Source organism: Paeniglutamicibacter sp. NPDC012692, from assembly GCF_042901625.1.
In the GTDB taxonomy this organism is placed as follows: Bacteria; Actinomycetota; Actinomycetes; order Actinomycetales; family Micrococcaceae; genus Paeniglutamicibacter.
In genome coordinates, this window is the sequence record NZ_JBIBDE010000001.1 from 238,525 (window position 1) to 255,746 (window position 17,222).

Annotated in this window: 17 protein-coding genes; 7 read left to right on the forward strand and 10 right to left on the reverse strand. The window is 66.5% G+C overall.

Annotated elements, in window-relative coordinates:
- The first annotated feature begins 313 nt into the window (after window positions 1-313).
- Window positions 314-1,309 (forward strand): NADP-dependent oxidoreductase, encoded by a 996-nt coding sequence (locus ACFY5D_RS00985; RefSeq protein WP_387523762.1) that lies wholly within the window; start codon window positions 314-316, stop codon window positions 1,307-1,309.
- 68 nt (window positions 1,310-1,377) lie between these two features.
- Window positions 1,378-2,280, forward strand: a complete 903-nt coding sequence (locus ACFY5D_RS00990) for an alpha/beta fold hydrolase (RefSeq protein ID WP_387523765.1) — start codon at window positions 1,378-1,380, stop codon at window positions 2,278-2,280.
- Between the two features lie 320 nt (window positions 2,281-2,600).
- Here the strand turns inward: ACFY5D_RS00990 and ACFY5D_RS00995 are convergent, their stop codons facing one another.
- Together ACFY5D_RS00995 and ACFY5D_RS01000 are read right to left on the reverse strand one after the other, a co-directional pair.
- Window positions 2,601-3,314: an SDR family oxidoreductase gene (locus tag ACFY5D_RS00995; RefSeq protein ID WP_387523768.1), complete on the reverse strand. Its 714-nt coding sequence runs from the start codon at window positions 3,312-3,314 to the stop codon at window positions 2,601-2,603.
- 39 nt (window positions 3,315-3,353) lie between these two features.
- Window positions 3,354-4,430 (reverse strand): alkene reductase, encoded by a 1,077-nt coding sequence (locus ACFY5D_RS01000; protein ID WP_387523771.1) that lies wholly within the window; start codon window positions 4,428-4,430, stop codon window positions 3,354-3,356.
- A gap of 169 nt (window positions 4,431-4,599) precedes the next feature.
- Between ACFY5D_RS01000 and ACFY5D_RS01005 the strand changes: the two genes are divergently transcribed.
- A complete protein-coding gene (locus ACFY5D_RS01005) occupies window positions 4,600-5,202 on the forward strand; it encodes a TetR/AcrR family transcriptional regulator (protein ID WP_387523774.1) in 603 nt (200 codons plus the stop codon).
- A 408-nt stretch (window positions 5,203-5,610) separates the two neighbouring features.
- Here the strand turns inward: ACFY5D_RS01005 and ACFY5D_RS01010 are convergent, their stop codons facing one another.
- The 5 genes from ACFY5D_RS01010 to ACFY5D_RS01030 all read right to left on the reverse strand — a co-directional run bounded on the left by ACFY5D_RS01010 (window position 5,611) and on the right by ACFY5D_RS01030 (window position 8,758).
- The gene (locus ACFY5D_RS01010; RefSeq protein ID WP_387523777.1) at window positions 5,611-6,177 is read right to left on the reverse strand and encodes a hypothetical protein; all 567 of its coding nucleotides are present in this window, start codon (window positions 6,175-6,177) and stop codon (window positions 5,611-5,613) included.
- Window positions 6,174-6,482 carry a hypothetical protein gene (locus ACFY5D_RS01015; RefSeq protein WP_387523780.1) on the reverse strand — a complete coding sequence of 103 codons (309 nt, stop codon included), beginning with the start codon at window positions 6,480-6,482 and terminating at the stop codon, window positions 6,174-6,176. The genes ACFY5D_RS01010 and ACFY5D_RS01015 overlap by 4 nt, the downstream gene beginning before the upstream one ends.
- Before the next feature lie 162 nt (window positions 6,483-6,644).
- Complete coding sequence (locus ACFY5D_RS01020) at window positions 6,645-7,532, reverse strand: hypothetical protein (RefSeq protein ID WP_387523783.1); 888 nt, start codon at window positions 7,530-7,532, stop codon at window positions 6,645-6,647.
- Window positions 7,529-8,053, reverse strand: coding sequence for a hypothetical protein (locus tag ACFY5D_RS01025; RefSeq protein WP_387523786.1), 525 nt, complete (start codon window positions 8,051-8,053; stop codon window positions 7,529-7,531). Before ACFY5D_RS01025 ends, ACFY5D_RS01020 begins: the two co-directional genes overlap by 4 nt.
- A gap of 87 nt (window positions 8,054-8,140) precedes the next feature.
- Window positions 8,141-8,758 carry a hypothetical protein gene (locus ACFY5D_RS01030; RefSeq protein WP_387523789.1) on the reverse strand — a complete coding sequence of 206 codons (618 nt, stop codon included), beginning with the start codon at window positions 8,756-8,758 and terminating at the stop codon, window positions 8,141-8,143.
- A gap of 399 nt (window positions 8,759-9,157) precedes the next feature.
- On the opposite strand from ACFY5D_RS01030, the gene ACFY5D_RS01035 reads away from it, so the two are divergent.
- Entirely contained in the window at window positions 9,158-9,649 is a 492-nt protein-coding gene (locus ACFY5D_RS01035; protein ID WP_387523791.1) for a hypothetical protein, read from the forward strand.
- Between the two features lie 25 nt (window positions 9,650-9,674).
- On the opposite strand, the gene ACFY5D_RS01040 is transcribed toward ACFY5D_RS01035, so the two are convergent.
- The 3 genes from ACFY5D_RS01040 to ACFY5D_RS01050 all read right to left on the reverse strand — a co-directional run bounded on the left by ACFY5D_RS01040 (window position 9,675) and on the right by ACFY5D_RS01050 (window position 13,314).
- Complete coding sequence (locus ACFY5D_RS01040; protein ID WP_387523794.1) at window positions 9,675-10,979, reverse strand: LssY C-terminal domain-containing protein; 1,305 nt, start codon at window positions 10,977-10,979, stop codon at window positions 9,675-9,677.
- Between the two features lie 164 nt (window positions 10,980-11,143).
- Window positions 11,144-12,610 carry a DUF2079 domain-containing protein gene (locus ACFY5D_RS01045; protein WP_387523797.1) on the reverse strand — a complete coding sequence of 489 codons (1,467 nt, stop codon included), beginning with the start codon at window positions 12,608-12,610 and terminating at the stop codon, window positions 11,144-11,146.
- A gap of 71 nt (window positions 12,611-12,681) precedes the next feature.
- Entirely contained in the window at window positions 12,682-13,314 is a 633-nt protein-coding gene (locus ACFY5D_RS01050) for a uracil-DNA glycosylase (RefSeq protein ID WP_387523800.1), read from the reverse strand.
- Between the two features lie 283 nt (window positions 13,315-13,597).
- On the opposite strand from ACFY5D_RS01050, the gene ACFY5D_RS01055 reads away from it, so the two are divergent.
- The 3 genes from ACFY5D_RS01055 (at window position 13,598) to ACFY5D_RS01065 (ending at window position 17,143) form a co-directional block, all read left to right on the forward strand.
- Window positions 13,598-14,752, forward strand: coding sequence for a VanZ family protein (locus ACFY5D_RS01055; protein WP_387523803.1), 1,155 nt, complete (start codon window positions 13,598-13,600; stop codon window positions 14,750-14,752).
- A 159-nt stretch (window positions 14,753-14,911) separates the two neighbouring features.
- Entirely contained in the window at window positions 14,912-15,745 is an 834-nt protein-coding gene (locus ACFY5D_RS01060) for a DUF2637 domain-containing protein (RefSeq protein ID WP_387523806.1), read from the forward strand.
- Window positions 15,746-15,988: 243 nt separating this feature from the next.
- Window positions 15,989-17,143: a GTP pyrophosphokinase family protein gene (locus ACFY5D_RS01065; protein WP_387523809.1), complete on the forward strand. Its 1,155-nt coding sequence runs from the start codon at window positions 15,989-15,991 to the stop codon at window positions 17,141-17,143.
- The last annotated feature ends 79 nt before the right edge of the window (window positions 17,144-17,222 follow it).

A 17,222-nucleotide genomic window follows, 5' to 3' on the forward strand; every position in this document is an offset into this window, starting at 1 on the left:
TTCTGTGTTGAATGCCACGCCCTATGGCAATCAACACGGGCGCAGGGCCTCCTTTGATCCTATTTATGAGTACAATCAAATATGAGTTCGCTCGGAAATTTGCCAATGTAGGAATCGGAAGGCGGACGTGCCGAAACGAAATTTGGTCACGAGCAACTCGGTAACGCTGGCATGAACGAGCAGGTCCGCGCTCCACTCAAGAGGACGTCCTGCAACGCCATCAGCAACCTGCCGCAACGCCCGAGGCTCACCGCCCATGGTTCGGGCGTCCGCGGCAGTGAATCCATCATCGAACAAACAGAAGGGGCGCACCATGAAGGCGTTCGTTATCAGTCGGCACAAGGGTCCGTTGGAGCCAGCGGAAGTACCCGAGCCCGTGGTCGGGGAGCGCGACGTCCTCATCCAGGTGCGGGCTGCAGGACTCAATCAACTGGATGAGAAGATCCGGATCGGCGAGTTCAAGCAGATACTGCCCTACAAATTCCCGCTGATCCTCGGCCACGACGTTGCCGGTGTCGTACTCAAGGCTGGTGCGAAGGCGCAGGCTTTCAAGGTCGGCGACGAGGTCTACGGGAGGCCGCGTACGGAGAGCATTGGGTCGTTTGCCGAGCGAATTGCCGTGCCCGAGGCGGACCTGGCGCTGAAGCCTGCATCGATCGGCTTCGAGGAGGCAGGCTCGTTGCCGCTGGTGGCCTTGACCGCCTGGCAGGCCCTCGTTGAGCGGGGCAATGTCCAGCCCGGGCAAAAAGTCCTCATCCACGCCGGGGCCGGCGGGGTGGGCTCGATCGCCATCCAGCTGGCCAGGCACCTCGGAGCGAGCGTCGCGACCACGGTTGGCGCATCCAACATGGACTTCGTTCGCGAGCTTGGCGCCGACACCGTCATTGACTACCGAAACGAGGACTTCGAGCAGCGCCTCTCCGGTTATGACTTGGTGCTGGACAGCCTCGGTGGGGAGAACCTCAAGAAGTCCCTGCGTGTCCTGAAGCCGGGTGGCAAGGCCATCGGCATCTCCGGGCCCCCGGACCCCGCCTTTGCCCGCGAGGCGGGCCTGAACCCCGTGATGCGCCTGGCCATCGCCGGACTCAGTGCCGGCATCAGGCGCCAGGCCAGGACGCTTGGAGTGGGCTACGAGTTCTTGTTCATGCGCGCCAGCGGGGAACAGCTGGGCCGGATCGCCTCCCTCATTGATGGGGGAACGGTGCGCCCGATCATCGGCCGGGTTGTCCCCTTCGAGCAGACCGTCCAGGCCATCCAGGACATCGACAAGGGCGGCATCCGCGGCAAAACCGTGATCAGCGTGCCTTGATCGCGCGCACCTGCCGGGCCCCGTCCAGGCTCCTGAAACCACTCAAAGCCACCAAGCAGGAAGGCACCATGAACACGAACGACCATGCCCGGAATGGCACAGGCGCCTCCTACAAGGCCGCGCCCAACCTCACTCGTACCGTCGACGGCGTCACCTACGCCTACCGCGAGTTGGGTCCCAAGGGTGGCATCCCTGTCCTCTTTCTTGTCCACCTGGCCGCAACCCTGGACAACTGGGATCCGCGGGTCATTGACCCCATCGCCCAGAACCACCACGTCATCGCTTTCGACAACCGCGGTGTGGGCGCTTCCACCGGAGAAGTGCCGGGCAGCATCGAGGAAATGGCCGACGACGCGTGCGCCTTCATCAGGGCCCTCGGTTTCGACTTGGTCGACGTCTTCGCGCTATCCCTCGGCGGAATGGTTGCCCAAGGCCTGGCGACCAGGCATCCTGAGCTGGTTCGCAAACTGGTCCTCATTGGGACCGGCCCCCAGGGCGGCAAAAGCACGGACAGGGTTGCCGCAACCACCTACCTCGATATGGTGCGGGCGACTTTGAGCAGGTCGGATCCCAAGGAGTTTCTGTTCTTCAACCGCGACGCCGAGGGCAAGCAGGCCGCGAAGGCGTTTGTGAAACGCCTGGAGGAGCGGACGGTGGACCGGGATGCCCCCATCTCGTTCAGGGCGTTTTGGTCGCAGCTGAAGGCCATTAAGGACTGGGGGCGGGCAGCCCCTATGGACCTGGCCCGCATCACCCAGCCCACCCTGATCGTCAACGGCGACAACGACCGCATGGTGCCGACCAAGTTCTCCAACGACCTGCACTGCCGCATCAACGGCTCCGAGCTGATCATCTACCAGGGCGCAGGACACGGCAGTATTTTCCAGTTCCACGAGCAATTCGCTCTCGCCGCCGTCGAATTTCTCGACCGGCAGGCCGTCGCGCAAAGTCCTGACGGTGGCGCCCGCTGACCAAGTCCGTTTCCCTCGAGGACCCGGTCCGCACTCCAATCCAACACCACGAACCGGTGGCCGGCCCCGCATGTGCGGGGCCGGCCACCAGTTCGTTGACGCCTGCGCCGACTCCGCGGCCTGGGGTTAGCCGACTCCCGGCGGAGCGACCTCGCGGCGGGAGCCGCGACAGATGTGGCTCCCGCCGCGATGACGTCGAAACCAGCAATCCCGCGGGCCCCGAACTGACGGGTCCACCGGGGTGAGCCCGTCATCGGCATTCTCCCCGGGATTGCCGACGTTGGGTGATAATCCGGCCGACGGTGATCCCGGGGTGCCTATTATGCGGTCGTGTGGCCCAGCTGGGGGTAGATTGCTTCGAGCGGGGCGCTGAGCCCGGCCTTCAGCTGTGCCGAGGCTGCATCGGCAAGAACCTCATGGTCTCCGGCGGCGAGGGCGTCGAAAACCATGGCCACCAGGTCCGCCGGGTCGGTCTTCGGATCCGTGGAGTGCGCGGCCATGGGTGTATCGACGTAGGCCACGTGCACCCCGAGGACGTGCACGCCGGAGGGTGCCAGCTCCAGGCGCAGCGAGTTCGTTGCCGACCACAGGGCCGCCTTGGTGGCGCTGTAGATTCCGGCGACGGCATACCAACTCAGTGCCGAGTGCATGTCGATAAGCACCGAATTGTCGTTTGCCGACAACACGGGTGCAAACGCCCTGGCAACAAACAAGGGTCCGAGGAAGTTGGTTTCCACGTTCGCACGGATTTCCTCGTCCGTCTGGGTGAGGATCCCGGCGCTGGCCACCGAGGCGCCGGCATTGTTGATCAACACCGTCACGTCCCCGGCCGCCTCAACCGCAGCCCGGATCGATGCCTGGTCGGTGACGTCGAGGGCCAATGGAACGATCCGCTCGTCATCCCAGGCGCGGGGATTGCGGGCGGTGGCATAGACCTTGCTTGCGCCACGGGCCAGGGCCTCGTGGACGAAGTGGGTTCCGATGCCACCGTTTGCGCCGGTGACAAGGACAACTGCACCGTTAAGTGAGGACATGTTCTTGATTCCTTCTTCTGGTTAACTCGGGCCGCCTGCTTAGGCGTGTGCCATGGTGGGGTAGTCGACGTATCCGGCTTCGCCGCCGCCGTAGAGGGTTGCCGGGTCCAGCTCGTTCAGCGGTACGTCGGTGCGCAGGCGTTCGACGATGTCCGGGTTGGCCAAGGCCATCCGGCCCAGTGGAGCGATGTCGGCAAGGCCCGCGTCGATGTCGTCGGCAATCTGCTCGCGGGTGCGGCCATAGCGGACCACCAGGACCGCGGTGGGCCATGCATCCCGGAGGGAGCGCAGCAGTTCGTCGTCCCCGACGTGGTGCAGGTGCAGGTAGGCAAGGTTCAGGTGGGCCAGTTCGCCGACCAGGTGCCGGTACTGTGCGCGCACGGCCTCGGTGTCGCCCTCGTTGATTCCGCCCAGAGGCATGGCCGGGGAGAGCCGGATGCCGACGCGGTCGGCCCCGATCTCCTCGGAGAGGGCCCGGGCGACCTCGAGGACGAACCTGGACCGGTTCTCCACCGAGCCGCCGTAGGAGTCGGTGCGGTGGTTGGCATTCGGGGAGAGGAACTGGTGCGGCAGGTAGCCGTTGGCGCCGTGGATTTCCACCCCGTCGGCGCCCGCGGCGATCGCGGAGGCTGCCGCATGGCGGAACTCGGCGATCACGGTGACGATGTCCACGGGACTGAGTTCGCGGGGAACCGGCGTCTTCTGCGGCCCGGACGGGGTGCTGATGTCCTGGTCGGCGGAGATCGCCGACGGCGCCACCGGTGGACGGTGGTGCGGCGTGTTGTCCGGGTGCGCTACCCGGCCGGCATGCATCAGCTGGACGAACAGGGAACCTCCGCCGTCATGCACCGCATCGGCGACCTTTCGCCAGCCTTCGATGTGCTCCGGCGTGTAGATTCCGGGGGTGTTCGGATATCCCTGCCCGTCGGCCGAGGGCTGGACGCCCTCGGTGATGACAAGACCGAGGGACGCGCGCTGCCTGTAATACGTCGCCGCAAGGTCGCCGGGGGTGCCGTCCGGGTTGGCGCGGTTGCGGGTCATGGGCGCCAGCGCGAGGCGGTGGGAGAGTTCCAGGCGGCCGAGGGTGAACGGTTGCCAGAGGGAGGTCAAAGCCATGGGGAAAGAAGTCCTTTACGTGGGTCGATCATGGACGTCGGTACCGCAAGCCGCCAGGCTGAATGCCCGGGGCCCCGTGGGAGAATGAGTGGAGACATATCCGAGCCCACATAGTACCGACTGCACTCATAACTGAGTGAAGTCATGTTTTATTCCCGGAAGGACCCTTATGCCAGTCGACTCCCAGCCGATGGGCCGGCGCGAGCGAAACAAGCAGGCCAAGCTCGACCGGATCGTGGCGGCCGCCCGCGAGCTTTTCGCCGAGCATGGCGTGGATGAGGTCACCACCCAGCAAATCGCCGACAAGGCGGACATCGGCACCGGCACCCTCTTCCTGTATGTGAAGTCAAAAGGCGACCTGCTCTTGCTCGTGCAAAACTCCGGCTACGCCGCGGCCCTCACCAAGGGCAGGAACGCCGCCGAGTCGATCACCGACACCTTTGAGTCGGTCATGGCGATCGTCCGTCCCGTGGTGGAATGCAACCGCACTCAGGTCGACAACGGTCGCACCTACCTGCGGGAAATGGTCTTTGGCGACCACGAGGAACCACACCACCGCGACGCCCTCGTCCTTTCGGCCCAGACAGAGGAAGCCATTGCCGACGTGTTGCGGCGGGGCGGACGCGTCCGTCCCGAAAACGCTGTTGCACTCGCGCACATCATCTCCGCGGTGATGTTCCTGGGCATGGCAGCCAGCATCAACGCAACCAAGACCGTGGATGAGCTCGTGCAGGATCTGGGAACCCAAATCCGGGTCCTGCTGCAGGGGTGACGCCACCTGGTGCATGGTGTGAACGAGCGCTCCGGCGCCCAGAAGATGGGCGAAAATGGCACCGAGGCCACTTCGTTCAACCGCATGTTGCAGTCCGACTCATGGGGCAACCGTCGAAGGGCAGACTGATTCCTGTTGCCGGACCGGTCCGACCCGGGCTCGGACCGGTCCGATCCTTCGTCGTGGTTGCCTGCTGATCGAGGTTCGCCCCTCATGGCGAGCGGGTTGGCCTATTCCTGGCCGAGGTGACACCCGATCAAGTTGCTCTTCAGTTCTGGTGGCAACAATCATGCGCGATGATCAATCGTCCATAGAGACGCAGCCGTACCGCCAAACAAACCTGTGAAAATCTCGGCAAGTATTCTACGCAGATCAACTCCACTTACTTCTGTGACTAACAGTCCCTGCTCAGCGGCGTCCGGCGCTGCCGAGCAATTCGAGCACGACAAGTTCCGTCTCTGCTGTGGATTCTTCCTCCGTCCGGTGGGAGGTGTCCACGATGGCGCATCCCATCTGCTGCGCAATCGCCCGGTACCGGTCGATGTAGTGGCGGTGCCAGGCGACCGTTTCCCCGGGCTCGTCGCGCAGCGCCAGTCGTTCGAGCGTGGCGGGAAGGTCCGCCCAGCACAGGACGGTGGGGATCCACAGGGTCCACCGGTCGCGGAAGTCGTCGTCGCCAACCAGCGAGGCGACGGTCATCCACGACCTGTCCAGGATGAGGGGCCGGCCCTCGCCGGAGGTCTCCATGGCCCGGGCCAGGGCGCCGGCGCCGATTTTAATCACCGCCTCCGGGTCGCCGGACACGGCGGCACGCGACAGCGCCAACCCGGTCTCGCCGCCAAAGGGCCGCCGGTAGGAATAGCCCAGCCGCGCCGCGATGTTTTTCGCGATCGTGGTCTTCCCGGTGCCGTCGTGTCCGTCGATGCCGACGACGACCGGCATCGACGACCCGGGCGGCGGCCACTGCGCCCTCATTCCCACGGATGCAGGGCGACGGTCTGCCGCTCGTCGTCCAGTTCAAGGTAGAAGTGCCGCTCCTTGCCACCTTCGAGCACACGCAGGGCATCCCCGCGCACCTCCATCTGCCCCCGGGGAGACACCCGGAAACCGCCGTCGGCGGCCGCGGGCGCGAGCAGCACGGTGTTCCCCTTGACGGCCACCGTGACGCGGGCGCCGGTCTTGGGCTTCATGCCGAGGGCCATGCGTGCGGACACCGGCAGGGTGATGACACCGCCGGGGGATACCTTGGCGCGGGTGTTCTTGACGGTCAGCGTGCTCATGGCTGGATCTCCCTCTGTGCTCGAGTTGGTGGGGTTTGAAGTGTTCGGGTTTGAAGCGGTGCGGATGGATATGGATCGAACAGCGTCGAATAGAGCCGGGCGTAGCGTTCGAGGACCTGCTCCGGGTCGCCGCCGCTGCGCCATTGGTCCTTGTCGAGCGCCTCAGCGTCGTCGGAGGCGTGTGTCCTCACTCGCATGCAGTCCGGGCTGATTTCCCCGTAGATGGTTCCGCCGCTTTGGTCGATGAAGAAGCAGATGTCGATCAGCCTCAGCCCGCCGGCCGTGAAGAATTCCTCCAGCCAGCCGAAGGTCTCGCGCGCCAGGAACTTGGCCCGCTGCACGTCTCCGATCCACAACGCGGCGTAGTCGTCGGGCAGGGGCTCGTCCGCCAGGCGGTTCCCCTCGCGGTCGGTGAGCGGATGCCGCCAGTCGAAACAAACGAGGGGATCCGTGAACCTGTCCCAGCGCCGCAGCGCCGGTCCGGCCGCCGTGGGGTGTTCCTCGGTGAAAAGGTAGCGGTGGATGGGGGGGCCCGATGTGGTAGCGCTTGACCCTGGTTTCCAGGTTGCACACCTCGACGCGGCGCTCGGCCAGCAGCGGCCCTTCGGGCGACTCGACCAGGGCCAGGAACGCCGAGGAGAGCCGGTACGGTCCCGGGGACAGGGCCATCTTGCGGAAGATCTCCGCGGAGAACCGGGCCCGGATGTCCTCCGTCCCGCTGACCTCCCCGTACCTGTTGAAGGTGAAGGAGTACAGGGTGGGAAGCAGCCTGGCCTGGGCGATCTTCGGCGTCAGCAGGCGGATCTCCTTGCTGTCGCCCATGACCAGCAGCGGCAGCTTCTTGAATTCGAACTTGACCTGGCGCAAGACCTGCTCCACGAAGGAATGCCGGTGGTGGTCGAGGTCCACGCCGATCTCCTCCCCGCCGGGACCCGTCAGGACCACGTGCCTTGGGCCGGAGGAAACCAGCCGCACCTCGAGTTCCAGGTCGAGGCACTGGTCGAGAATCATGCTGGCTTCGGCACCGGGCCGGAGCGCTGGCGTGGTCATATCAAACCTCCTGGTTGGACTTCTTGATTCGACTTCCCGGTTGGGTGCCCCTGCGGGCGGACCACCTTGAACTTGTCGTTGAGCGCACGCAGTACGGCACCCGTTGCAACGGCGGATTCGGCCAGGGCGAGTCCGGGATCGCCGTCGGTGGCCAGCTGTTGCATGTGGGCGGTCCGGAATCCGCAGAGGGACTCGATCCATTCGTGGACCTCCTCCTTGGTGAGGCGCTGGTTCATGGCCCCGAACGTCCCCTTGGCGATGTTGGCCGGGATCTTGGTGAAGTACCCGTAGAGGTTTTGGCGGTCGTCGCCGGGGCGTGGTAGGTCCGCCAACGCCGCCCCGATCATCCCCAGTTGCTGCCGCTGGCGCACGATCCCGAAGCTCAGGTTGCGCATGAGCAGATCGGTCGGCGTCTTGGCGGGAACGCGGGTTTCCCCGTAGATGCACAGCCTGTAGTCGGCCAGATTGTCTCCCGACAGGCACTGCATGCGCCACAGTTCGTCGGCTGAATACACGCCCACGTTAAGTTCCTTGCCGGCGAACCGCGGAGAGGTGGCATAGAGTTTCCGCAGAACAATTTCGGGGTCTTGGACCACCAACACCAGGTCCTAGTCGGCGAAGTCCTTGCTGTTCACGCTGGAGCCGTAGACGATGACGCACTCCAGCTGGGCGCCGAGCTCGTGTTGCAGTTCCTCGAGGAAACCGAACCGCGGACGAAGTGCCGCGGAAACTTCACTCCGGAGGAGACTGGCTTCGGTCACGGATTCCGGACCTCGGAGGTGGGAAATGACTTCTTCGAACCGGCTGCGGATGGCCAGCAGCCGATCGAGGTCGGAAACTTCGTTGTCATGGGCCATGGCAACCACGTCGTCCATCAGCGTCTGGCCCCGCAGCCCGGGAACCAGGCCCGTCGACATGAACCTGCCGGCCTGCCAAAGCCTGTCGTACTTGCTGGCGAGGGTTCCGCTGCTGAAGCGGGATTGGACGATCGCAGCGGACAGCGTCACGGATGCAAGGAAGACCACCAACTCGAACCACAAGCGCTGTGGCGAGGAATCGGTGCCATTGGCCTCAACGGGTTCCAGGGAGGGAACGGTTGAGGCGCCGGTGCCTGTGGCGGCGCGGTAAAAGCGCGGATGGAACACCGAGGACCACTCCAAGGTGAAGGGCGAGATCACACGCGGGTTTTCCAGGTGATGCTCCGCCGCCCAGCGATAGATGCCCAAGAGTTCCGCCCCGGAAACTTCCCGGTCGAGGTGGACGTACGAGAGATGGAATGGTGTTCCCCGCCAAGAGGGTGGTCGTTCAACGACGACCACTTCGCGGACCGTATCCGGCTCCGAATCCGCAAGGCGCGGCGACATCGTAGACCCCCCCGTCCCGCCGAGTGGCCCGCCGCGGCGAGGCGCCGCCGGGCAGCTCAGTTCTCCCAAGTTTCCGCCTGCCGCGTATTGGCTGTCAACGATTGGGGTCACCACCTAAGAGCCGAGTGGTCTGGCCTCCTTGGCGGCCTTTTGATTTGGAGCCGGAACCTCGAGGGGCCCTGTGTCCACGCGATCGAGCCAAACTCGCCGGCGTCCATCCTCAGGGCCGGAAACCCGTGCTGAACTGCCAGGATGGGACACATGAAAGATTTGAGAGCCATCCTGCCTTCACGTTCGCGGACGCACACCATCGCGTTGGCTGTCGGTGCCGGCACGTGGGTGGCCGGATTCTTTTCGGTGTATTTGGTTGTACCGCTCAACACCGGGCTGAATCTATGGCAGTCATACGCGGCGTTCCAGACCGGATCCCATGCGGGAAACGTGCTGGCCGTGGTGGTTTACGCTGCATGGGGTGCCGGCGTGCTCTTTGTCGTCCGTGGTTCGATCCTCAGCGCGCCCACCGCGGTGCTGGCGGCCCATGGGCTGATGGGCGTGGGTATTTTCTATCCGGCGGCGGTGATGAGTTTCGCCGTCGCGCATCTGACGGGCTACGGGGATGACAGTGACTACCAAAGTGGCGTCGCAATGCCACTGGTGCTCAGCGGCGGATATGCGCTTGTGGCACTGCTGGCCTGGGTTGTGGTCGGCAACATCGTGCGAGGCCTCATGAAGCGGAGTGGCAAGAGCGCCTAGCAATAGCGTGCACGCCGGTGCCGCATCAGGAAACATGCTGGGTGCGCCGCGGCCTGGTGCGCCGCGGCGCACTTCGGGCGTAGGTCCTGGCGCGGCCGCTCGACAGGGCAAGGAGGATCAGCACATCGCAGGCCAGACCCGCAAGGCCCGCCTCGAGGGTGATCCGCGAGACGCCGGTGGAGACATCGATCGCCTGGGTGACGATTGACACGGTGCTGAGCCACATGGCCGCGACGCGCGCCCAGTTCCTGCCGGCAAGGATGCGCCACGCCAGCACCAGCTCGCCCACGCCGAACAGCAGGACGACGGCGGCGATGACGGCCAAGGCCGTCCTGGCAACGTCCGGATCCGCCGGCGCCCCGTCGATCACCACGTGGGTGAACTGCGCCGAGGAGCCGAGCAGCTTCGGGACCAGAAGCAGCGCAACGGCCGCCCTGGCAACGACCAGCAGGCCGCCGACCACCGTGGGCGCGGAGATCCCGGTGCCGGTGTGCGGGGAAGGGCCCGGAAGGCCGGGTCCGGCCGGGATCCGCCGGACATCGATGATCGGCAGGTCGCCGTCGGTGGAAATGGTGTCCCCACCGCCGTTGCGCGAGTGGTACCCCGTGGAGAAGTCCTTGATCACGCCGACCGAGGCCAGCGGTTCGGCCACGGACACGCAGTGGACGATGTGGTCCCGTTCGACGTCGGTGTTCCGTTCGATCTTGTGGGTGACCTGCAGGGTGAACAGCGAGAAGCCGACGCTGCGGTCGTAGGTCCCGGCGGCAAGCCAGTCGACCGCTCGGCCGCCGGGCAACAACCATCCCTCGGGGCACCGCCAGAAGCGCACATGGTGCCGCTTGCCGGGGCTGTTGTCCACCTCCTGCTGGTAGGCGAAGTCCTGCTGCCGGCCAAAGAGATACAGCGGGCTGACGGGTGCCTGCCGGTAGCTTTGCCGCAGGATCGTCGACCTCGCGATGCGCAGGCCGCTGGAGAACGTCACGGCGTCGGCCATGGTCCAGCCGGCGGAGCGCATGGCCGCATGGACCTGCCCCTCGGTGCCCAGCAGGGCGAGGTTCACGGGGTCGCCCAGCAATCCGTCGCTGGTGCGTGCGCGGCCGATGAAGTAGCCGGGGACGTAGATCTGCGTCAGGATCCGGTGCAGGCGCGGCAGCAGCAGGTAGGCGACGAACGCCCAGTAGGCCAGGGGGAACCAGAGCTGGCCCCAGCCCAGCTGGAAGCTCTCGCCGACCAGGAGGAAGGCAAGCCACACCGTTGCGGTGCCGCCCAGCACAAAGAAGACACGGTCCAGCGCGCCGTCGGTGATCTTCCGCTTTGCCCTTCCGGCCATGTGGTGCCCCGTTCCGCCGCTGCCAACTGGTTAGAGCATACGTTCCGGACCGGCCGCGGGGCACCGGAGGGCCCGGAATGCGCCGAAGGCCCCGCCGCGAACTGGACGTCGGTGGGGCCTTCATGTGGGGTTGCCGCGCGGGATGTTCCCGGTCGACGGTGCGGCTACCGCTTGAGGTAGTCAGAGCAGATCGGGTTCACCGGGATGTCGCGGTGCAGCACCATGATGCCGTGGTCGATCGGGGCGACCTGCGTGAACCCCAGGGCCTCGGCGCGGCGCAGCGCCTGCGGCGGCAGCAGCGGGTCCCAGCCGCCGAGCTCCTGCTCGTTGAAGTCGATGATCATCCAGCTGGACAGGTCGGTGCCGATGTCGCCCATCATGCCCACGTAGGTGCGGTCGGTCAGGTGCGGGACCAGGGTGTCCGCCGATTCGACGCAGACGCCGTCGGGGATCATGTCCACCGCGCGCTCCTTGGCGGCGACCAGCTCGCTGGTGCCCCAGTTGGCGCCGGTGAGCGTGCGGCCCAGCGGGAAGATCGAATGGAAGAAGAGCGTGCCGACCAGCGCGAAGGTGAGCAGGTAGGCCGGGCCGATCACCTTGATCCTCGTCCAGCCGTAGCGGTCGATCAGCTTGCCCAGCACGTGCACGGCGGAGAGGATCAGGATCGGCGCCATGATCGCGTCGTACTGGTAGACCGGGGCCCAGGTGTTCAGCCGGTCATTGAACAGCCGGGACAGCAGCAGCGGGGCGCCGAGGATGACGTACGGGGAGGCCAGTGGAAGCAAGGCCAGCGGCAGGAAGCTCAGCAGCCAGAGCAGCACCTTGAGCTGGTGGTTGAACAGGATGCCGATGGACTGGAAGGGGTGGGTGATCAGGAAGACGATCGCCGCGCCCGCGCTGGCGCCCAGGGCCGTGTACTGCCAGTAGCTGAAGGTGCCGGCGGGGGAGAAGAGCGGGATCAGGTAGCTGGTGACGGCCAGGTAGCCGGCCAGACCGATCGCCATGGTCAGCCCCGCCTTGACCCACTGCCTGTGGAAGAGCAGCACGATGCCCACCGCGACCATGGTGATGCCCATGTCCTCGCGGACCAGCAGCAGGGAGCTGGCGAGGCCGACGACCAGCCAGTAGCGGCCGCGGTCGAACGCCCAGATGATCCACGCCATGATCGGCACGCCGAAGGCGACCTCGTGGAACTCCCAGTTGACGATCGACTGGAAGGGCCACCACAGCAGCATGGCCGCGGCGGTGAGCACGGCGCCGAGGTGCCCGAAGCGCGGCCGGGTGAACAGGTAGACCGGGATCGCGGCGGAGACCAGCAGGGCCGCCAGTGCGATGCCGAGCATGCGCGGGTCCGCCCAGATCCAGTACAGCGGTGCCAGCAGGGCATTGATCGGGTGGAAGTGGTCGCCCAGCAGGTTGAAGTCCACGCCCTTGATCGGGACGATCGGCGCCTTGAACAGCGAGTACTGGCGCACCGCCTGGTCGAAGATGCCCAGGTCGTAGCCGCGGGACTCGTAGTTCTTGAACTTCAGGAACGCGTGGGCAACGTACAAGACCCCCGCGAGGACCATGGCCAGCCCGAGATGGAGTTTCTGCGGGCGGGTCATTTTCGCGGGGGTCTTGGTAGGCATAACCTCGAGTTTATCCAGTCGTCAGGCGTGGATTGCCGCATCGGGGACGCGGCGGGTCACGTAGGGTGCGGCTACTTGGCCGAGGACAGGCCGGTGCGCGCCATGGCGTCGGCGTAGGCCGCGTAGATCTCTTCCAGGTGCGCCTGCTGGCGCTCCGGGGAGCCGGCGAACGCGCGGCCGTCCAGCGACTTGACCTTGTAGGTCTTGAAGCCGCGGCGCCACAGCAGCGGGTTCTGGGTCTTGAGCAGCTGCTCGGAGAGGCGGTGCGCCTCGGTGCCGTGGGCGATCAGGACGGAGGCGCGCGGCACGACCTTGAGCAGGCGCAGCAGCGGCTTCAGGCCCGAGGTGATCTCCGGCGGCTGGAACTTGCCGTTCGGCTCGCCCGGGATGTGCCACGGGGAAACGTTCCACGGCAGGATGTACTCGGGGCGCAGGCCCAGCTGCCACTGCATGCCCAGCATGCGGGTGGCCGCCTCCTGGGAGCCGGCGTCGATGAAGCCGTTCTCGTTGGCGACGCCGATGTTGGAGTACAGCGAAATGATGCGTGCTTCCTCGATGTTGTGCACCGGGTCCACGTAGGAAACCGAGGAGGCGGGTCGCAGCAAGCGAGTCTCGTCCAGAAGGCGGTTGACTGGTTCGATCTGCTCTTCGTAACGGCGTTCCATGAGGGAGTTCTCGACGTGGTCCGGGGCAATTGCTGTCATTGAGGTGCGCTTCTCCTGCTGGGGTCGAACGAGGCGGCATGGGGAGGTTTGGGCGCGCGGGAAGACGGTTCCCGCGCGCCTCGAACACGCCGATGCTACATAAGTGGTGGGGGTGGGACCTTGTGCGGTCCGGTGGCTGGAATGCCACGGGACGAACGGGATGAAGATCCACTTTCAACAATAGCCGCTGCGGCCGGAATTTGGCACACGGGGCGTCGGGCAATGCGTGGTGATGATTCGCACAAAATGTCCGCCGCGGGCCCAAGTTCGGTAGTTTTGTCCGATGAACACGATGCTATGGCCCGGCTGGATCGCCATCCTTTTTGCCACGCTCTTCACGGCCGCCGCCGGGGTGTTTCTCCTAGCCATGCAGTACCACCGGCACGGCCGCCTGTCCTGGCGCCGGACCCTGGCGAGCGTCACGGCGATCCTCTACCTGTTCGGCCTGCTGAGCTACACCATGCTTCCGCTGCCGGCCACGCGCGGCGAGTTTTGTGACGTCCCGGGCATGGGCGGGGTCCAGAAAACGCCGCTGGCCTTCCTGCCGCAGCTCAAGGACGCGCTGCTGGATTCGCCGGGTGCGATCCTGCACGACGCGCTGCTGCTCCAGGTGGCGCTGAACGTGGTGCTCTTCCTGCCGCTGGGCGTGCTGGCCGTGCGCTGGGCCCGCGTCGGATTCATCGGCGCCGTGCTGCTGGGCGGGCTGGCCTCGGTGCTGATCGAGACCACCCAGTACACCGGCGTCTTCGGGATCTACGACTGCGCGTACCGGGTGACGGACATCGACGACGTCATCGCCAACACCTCCGGCGCGGCGATCGGGGCGCTGCTGGCGTACCTGCCGGTGTTCGCCTGGATCTCGGGCCCCGGCGAGCGGGCCGCTGCCCTCGAGTACCGCCGGCCGCGGCCGGTGACCCGCGCGCGGCGCATGCTGGGCATGGTCTTCGACCTGGCGCTGGTGGCCGTGTTCGCGTTCATCCTGGGCACCGGCGGCGCCCTGGTCAACAACGTGGTCGGGGACCCGCTGGACACCAACGTGCTCGACGTCGCGGCGGCGCTGCTGCCTCCGCTGCTGGTGGTCGTCCTTCCGTCGCTGGCGCCGGGGCGCGCCTCGCTGGGCCAGCGCTGCATCTGGGTCTTCGCCGCGGACGCGTCCGGCTACCCGGCCACCGTCGGCAGCCAACTGCTGCGCACGCTGCTAGGCGGCGGCGGGTTCACGCTGCTGCTCGGCGCCGCGGAGCTGGCGGGGGACACCGGTCCGGGGCTCGGGCTGCGTGCGGCCGCGGTCCTGCTGGGCGCCGCCTGCCTGCTGGCCATCGTCTTCGACGCCTCCGGCCGCGGCTTCTCCGCCCGCATCACCGGCCTGCACTTTGCCGACCGCCGCGCCGATCCGGCCGCGGTCCGGGGTGCCGGCCGGGACCGCCAACGGGCCGCCTGACCGCGGCCGGGGAGCCGGCTGCAGATCCAGCGTTTTGCCCTGTGGGCACGCACTCCGCGTAGGATTGAGGCTGGTTTGCCATGGGGGCGTGTCACTTGCACGAAGGTCCAGACCACACGAACACCGCGAAAAACCGACGAAGATTGAGGCAGCAACACGATGATTGAGAAGATCCCGAACGAACCGCACAAGGCGGTCCTGCGGACCGCCGTCGCGGCAACGGTCCTGATCGCGGTGGGCGCCTTCGTGCTGTCCTTCGACGCGCTGACCGACCTGGCCGGGCGCTCGGGCATCAACGCCAACCTCGCTTGGATCTGGCCGATCATCGTCGACGGCATGATCGTCGCCTCCACCGTGGCGATCGTCGCCCTGAACGGCCACAACCGCCGCGCCATGATCTACCCGTGGTCGCTGCTCTTCTTCGGTGCGATCGTCTCCACCGCGGCGAACTCGGTCCACGCGATCCTGACCGTGAGCGCCCAGCACTCGGACATCCCGCCGGTGGTTTCGGCGCTCGTCGCGGCCATGCCGCCGGTGGTCCTGCTGGCCATCACCCACCTGACCGTGCACATGTACCAGAAGAAGGCAGAGGCCGCCGAGATGCGCGCCATCGCCGAGCACGACGAGGAAGCCGTCGAGGCGGAGAAGTACGGGCTCGCGTACGACGACGGATTCCAGGCCGCGATGGCCGACGCCCAGGCCGCGGAGTCCGAGCGCCTGGAGGCCGCCCGCCAGAAGGCCGCCGACGACGTGGCCCGTGCCCGCGTCGAGGGCAAGCTGGAGGGCTCCAAGGTCGCAGCACAGGCATCCGTCCAGGTCCCGGCCACGGCCGGCGCTCCCGCCGCGGATGCGGCCGCGAACGCCAACGGCGCCCCGGCCAAGAATGCCGGCCAGGGCGCGAAGAACGGCAAGGTCCAGGTCCTGACCCCGGCCAAGACCGGCGCATCCCCGCTGTACGACGAGGTCGCCCAGTCGATCGACAGCAAGAACTAGCAACAGCAAGAACCAGGGCCGGTTCCCCGGCCGCGGCGGATCCGCCGCCGCGCCGCGGTTCCGCACCACGATGCCCCGCCGGGCCCCGGAGAGCACTCCCGGGCCAGGCGGGGTTCTTGTTTTCCGGGGGATTCCCTGCGGATTGCCAGCCTTGTGCCGTGCGGCGAAACGCGGCGCGGCAAATCGGCTGTTGATAGGGTGGGAAGCAGATTCCCCAAGAGCAGTTTGATGTAGGAGGCACGTGTGGGCACCCCCTGGGAAACCCTCGATGATTCATTGCGCGCAGAGGTCGCGGCCAGCGTCGAACGCTACGCCAAGGCCCGCCCGATGCTCGAACACGTCGCCGAGGCCATGCGCTCCCGCATCTCCTCGCTCTTCGAGGAGACGGAAACCTCGCCGCTCTTCGTGGTCAGCCGCGTCAAGGCCGTCGACTCCTTCCGCGACAAGGCCTCGCGCATGCTCGCCGCCGAGGAGGATGGCGGCGCCCCGACGCTGGAGTTCCCCAACCCGCTGCGCGAGATCCACGACCTGGTCGGCGTGCGCGTGATCGTGAAGCTGCCCTACGAGATCCGCGACGCCGCGAACCTCATCAAGCGCCGGCGCTCGGATTTCGACTGCCGGTCCGACCGCGAGAAGGACATCGGCTCCGTCGAGTCGGGAACCTACGGCTACTCCAGCCGCCACCTGATCCTCAAGACCCGCGGCGAGGAGGTCGTGCGCGACTTCCAGGCGGTGCTCGGCGGGGACATCAAGATCACCGGCAACTTCATCTTCGAGGTGCAGATCCGCACCATCCTGTCGCACGCGTGGAGCGAGATCGAGCACGACATCCGCTTCAAGAACGCCGAGCCGCGCGCCTGGAGCCCGCACATCGACAGGCAATTCACCGCCACGGCGGCCATGCTGGAGGCGGCCGAGGACCAGTTCTCCGAGCTCCACGAGCGTTTCGAGACGGTGACCGGGTTCTGGGACGCCGAGGGCGAGGGCGCCGTGCCGCTGTCGGCCGAGCGCATCCAGCTGATCTGGCGCACGCTGCTGCCCCACGTGGACAGGAAGTCGGACGACGACTGGGGCTGGGCGGCCGAGCTTGTCGCGGCCCACGGGCTGACCAACACCCGGCAGTTCGCCGAGCTGTTGCAGCCCGGCGTGATCACCTCGGTACGGGCGGCCCTTGACCACCGCTACTCCCCGGGCCCGGACCGCTTGCTCGACGACGTCCTGCTCTGGCATTTCGGCGCCGGGCACATCGAGGCGACCAGCGGGGGAGACGCCCACCGGGCCGACTCGCTGCGCCGCCGACTGGCCCAGATGGACGTTTACCGGCACAAGCGTGCACCCAAGTCGGCGCCCAAAACGGCCCCCGCTGCGGAAGCCTTCGACGAACCGCTCAAGGGCTAGCGCAAGCCGCCGGAGTGAGCTTCGCCGCATCGGAGCCGGAACCCGCCTCCGACCCCGGTAGACTGGATAGGTTGCCCGT

Coding starts and splice junctions, on each gene's coding strand:
- ACFY5D_RS01040 (WP_387523794.1), bottom strand. CDS start 10,979: ATGGCCGGAAGGGCAAAGCGGAAGATCACCGACGGCGCGCTGGACCGT.
- ACFY5D_RS01005 (WP_387523774.1), top strand. CDS start 4,600: ATGCCAGTCGACTCCCAGCCGATGGGCCGGCGCGAGCGAAACAAGCAG.
- ACFY5D_RS01050 (WP_387523800.1), bottom strand. CDS start 13,314: ATGACAGCAATTGCCCCGGACCACGTCGAGAACTCCCTCATGGAACGC.
- ACFY5D_RS01000 (WP_387523771.1), bottom strand. CDS start 4,430: ATGGCTTTGACCTCCCTCTGGCAACCGTTCACCCTCGGCCGCCTGGAA.
- ACFY5D_RS01010 (WP_387523777.1), bottom strand. CDS start 6,177: ATGAGGGCGCAGTGGCCGCCGCCCGGGTCGTCGATGCCGGTCGTCGTC.
- ACFY5D_RS01015 (WP_387523780.1), bottom strand. CDS start 6,482: ATGAGCACGCTGACCGTCAAGAACACCCGCGCCAAGGTATCCCCCGGC.
- ACFY5D_RS01060 (WP_387523806.1), top strand. CDS start 14,912: ATGATTGAGAAGATCCCGAACGAACCGCACAAGGCGGTCCTGCGGACC.
- ACFY5D_RS00985 (WP_387523762.1), top strand. CDS start 314: ATGAAGGCGTTCGTTATCAGTCGGCACAAGGGTCCGTTGGAGCCAGCG.
- ACFY5D_RS00990 (WP_387523765.1), top strand. CDS start 1,378: ATGAACACGAACGACCATGCCCGGAATGGCACAGGCGCCTCCTACAAG.
- ACFY5D_RS01045 (WP_387523797.1), bottom strand. CDS start 12,610: ATGCCTACCAAGACCCCCGCGAAAATGACCCGCCCGCAGAAACTCCAT.
- ACFY5D_RS01055 (WP_387523803.1), top strand. CDS start 13,598: ATGAACACGATGCTATGGCCCGGCTGGATCGCCATCCTTTTTGCCACG.
- ACFY5D_RS01020 (WP_387523783.1), bottom strand. CDS start 7,532: ATGACCACGCCAGCGCTCCGGCCCGGTGCCGAAGCCAGCATGATTCTC.
- ACFY5D_RS01035 (WP_387523791.1), top strand. CDS start 9,158: ATGAAAGATTTGAGAGCCATCCTGCCTTCACGTTCGCGGACGCACACC.
- ACFY5D_RS00995 (WP_387523768.1), bottom strand. CDS start 3,314: ATGTCCTCACTTAACGGTGCAGTTGTCCTTGTCACCGGCGCAAACGGT.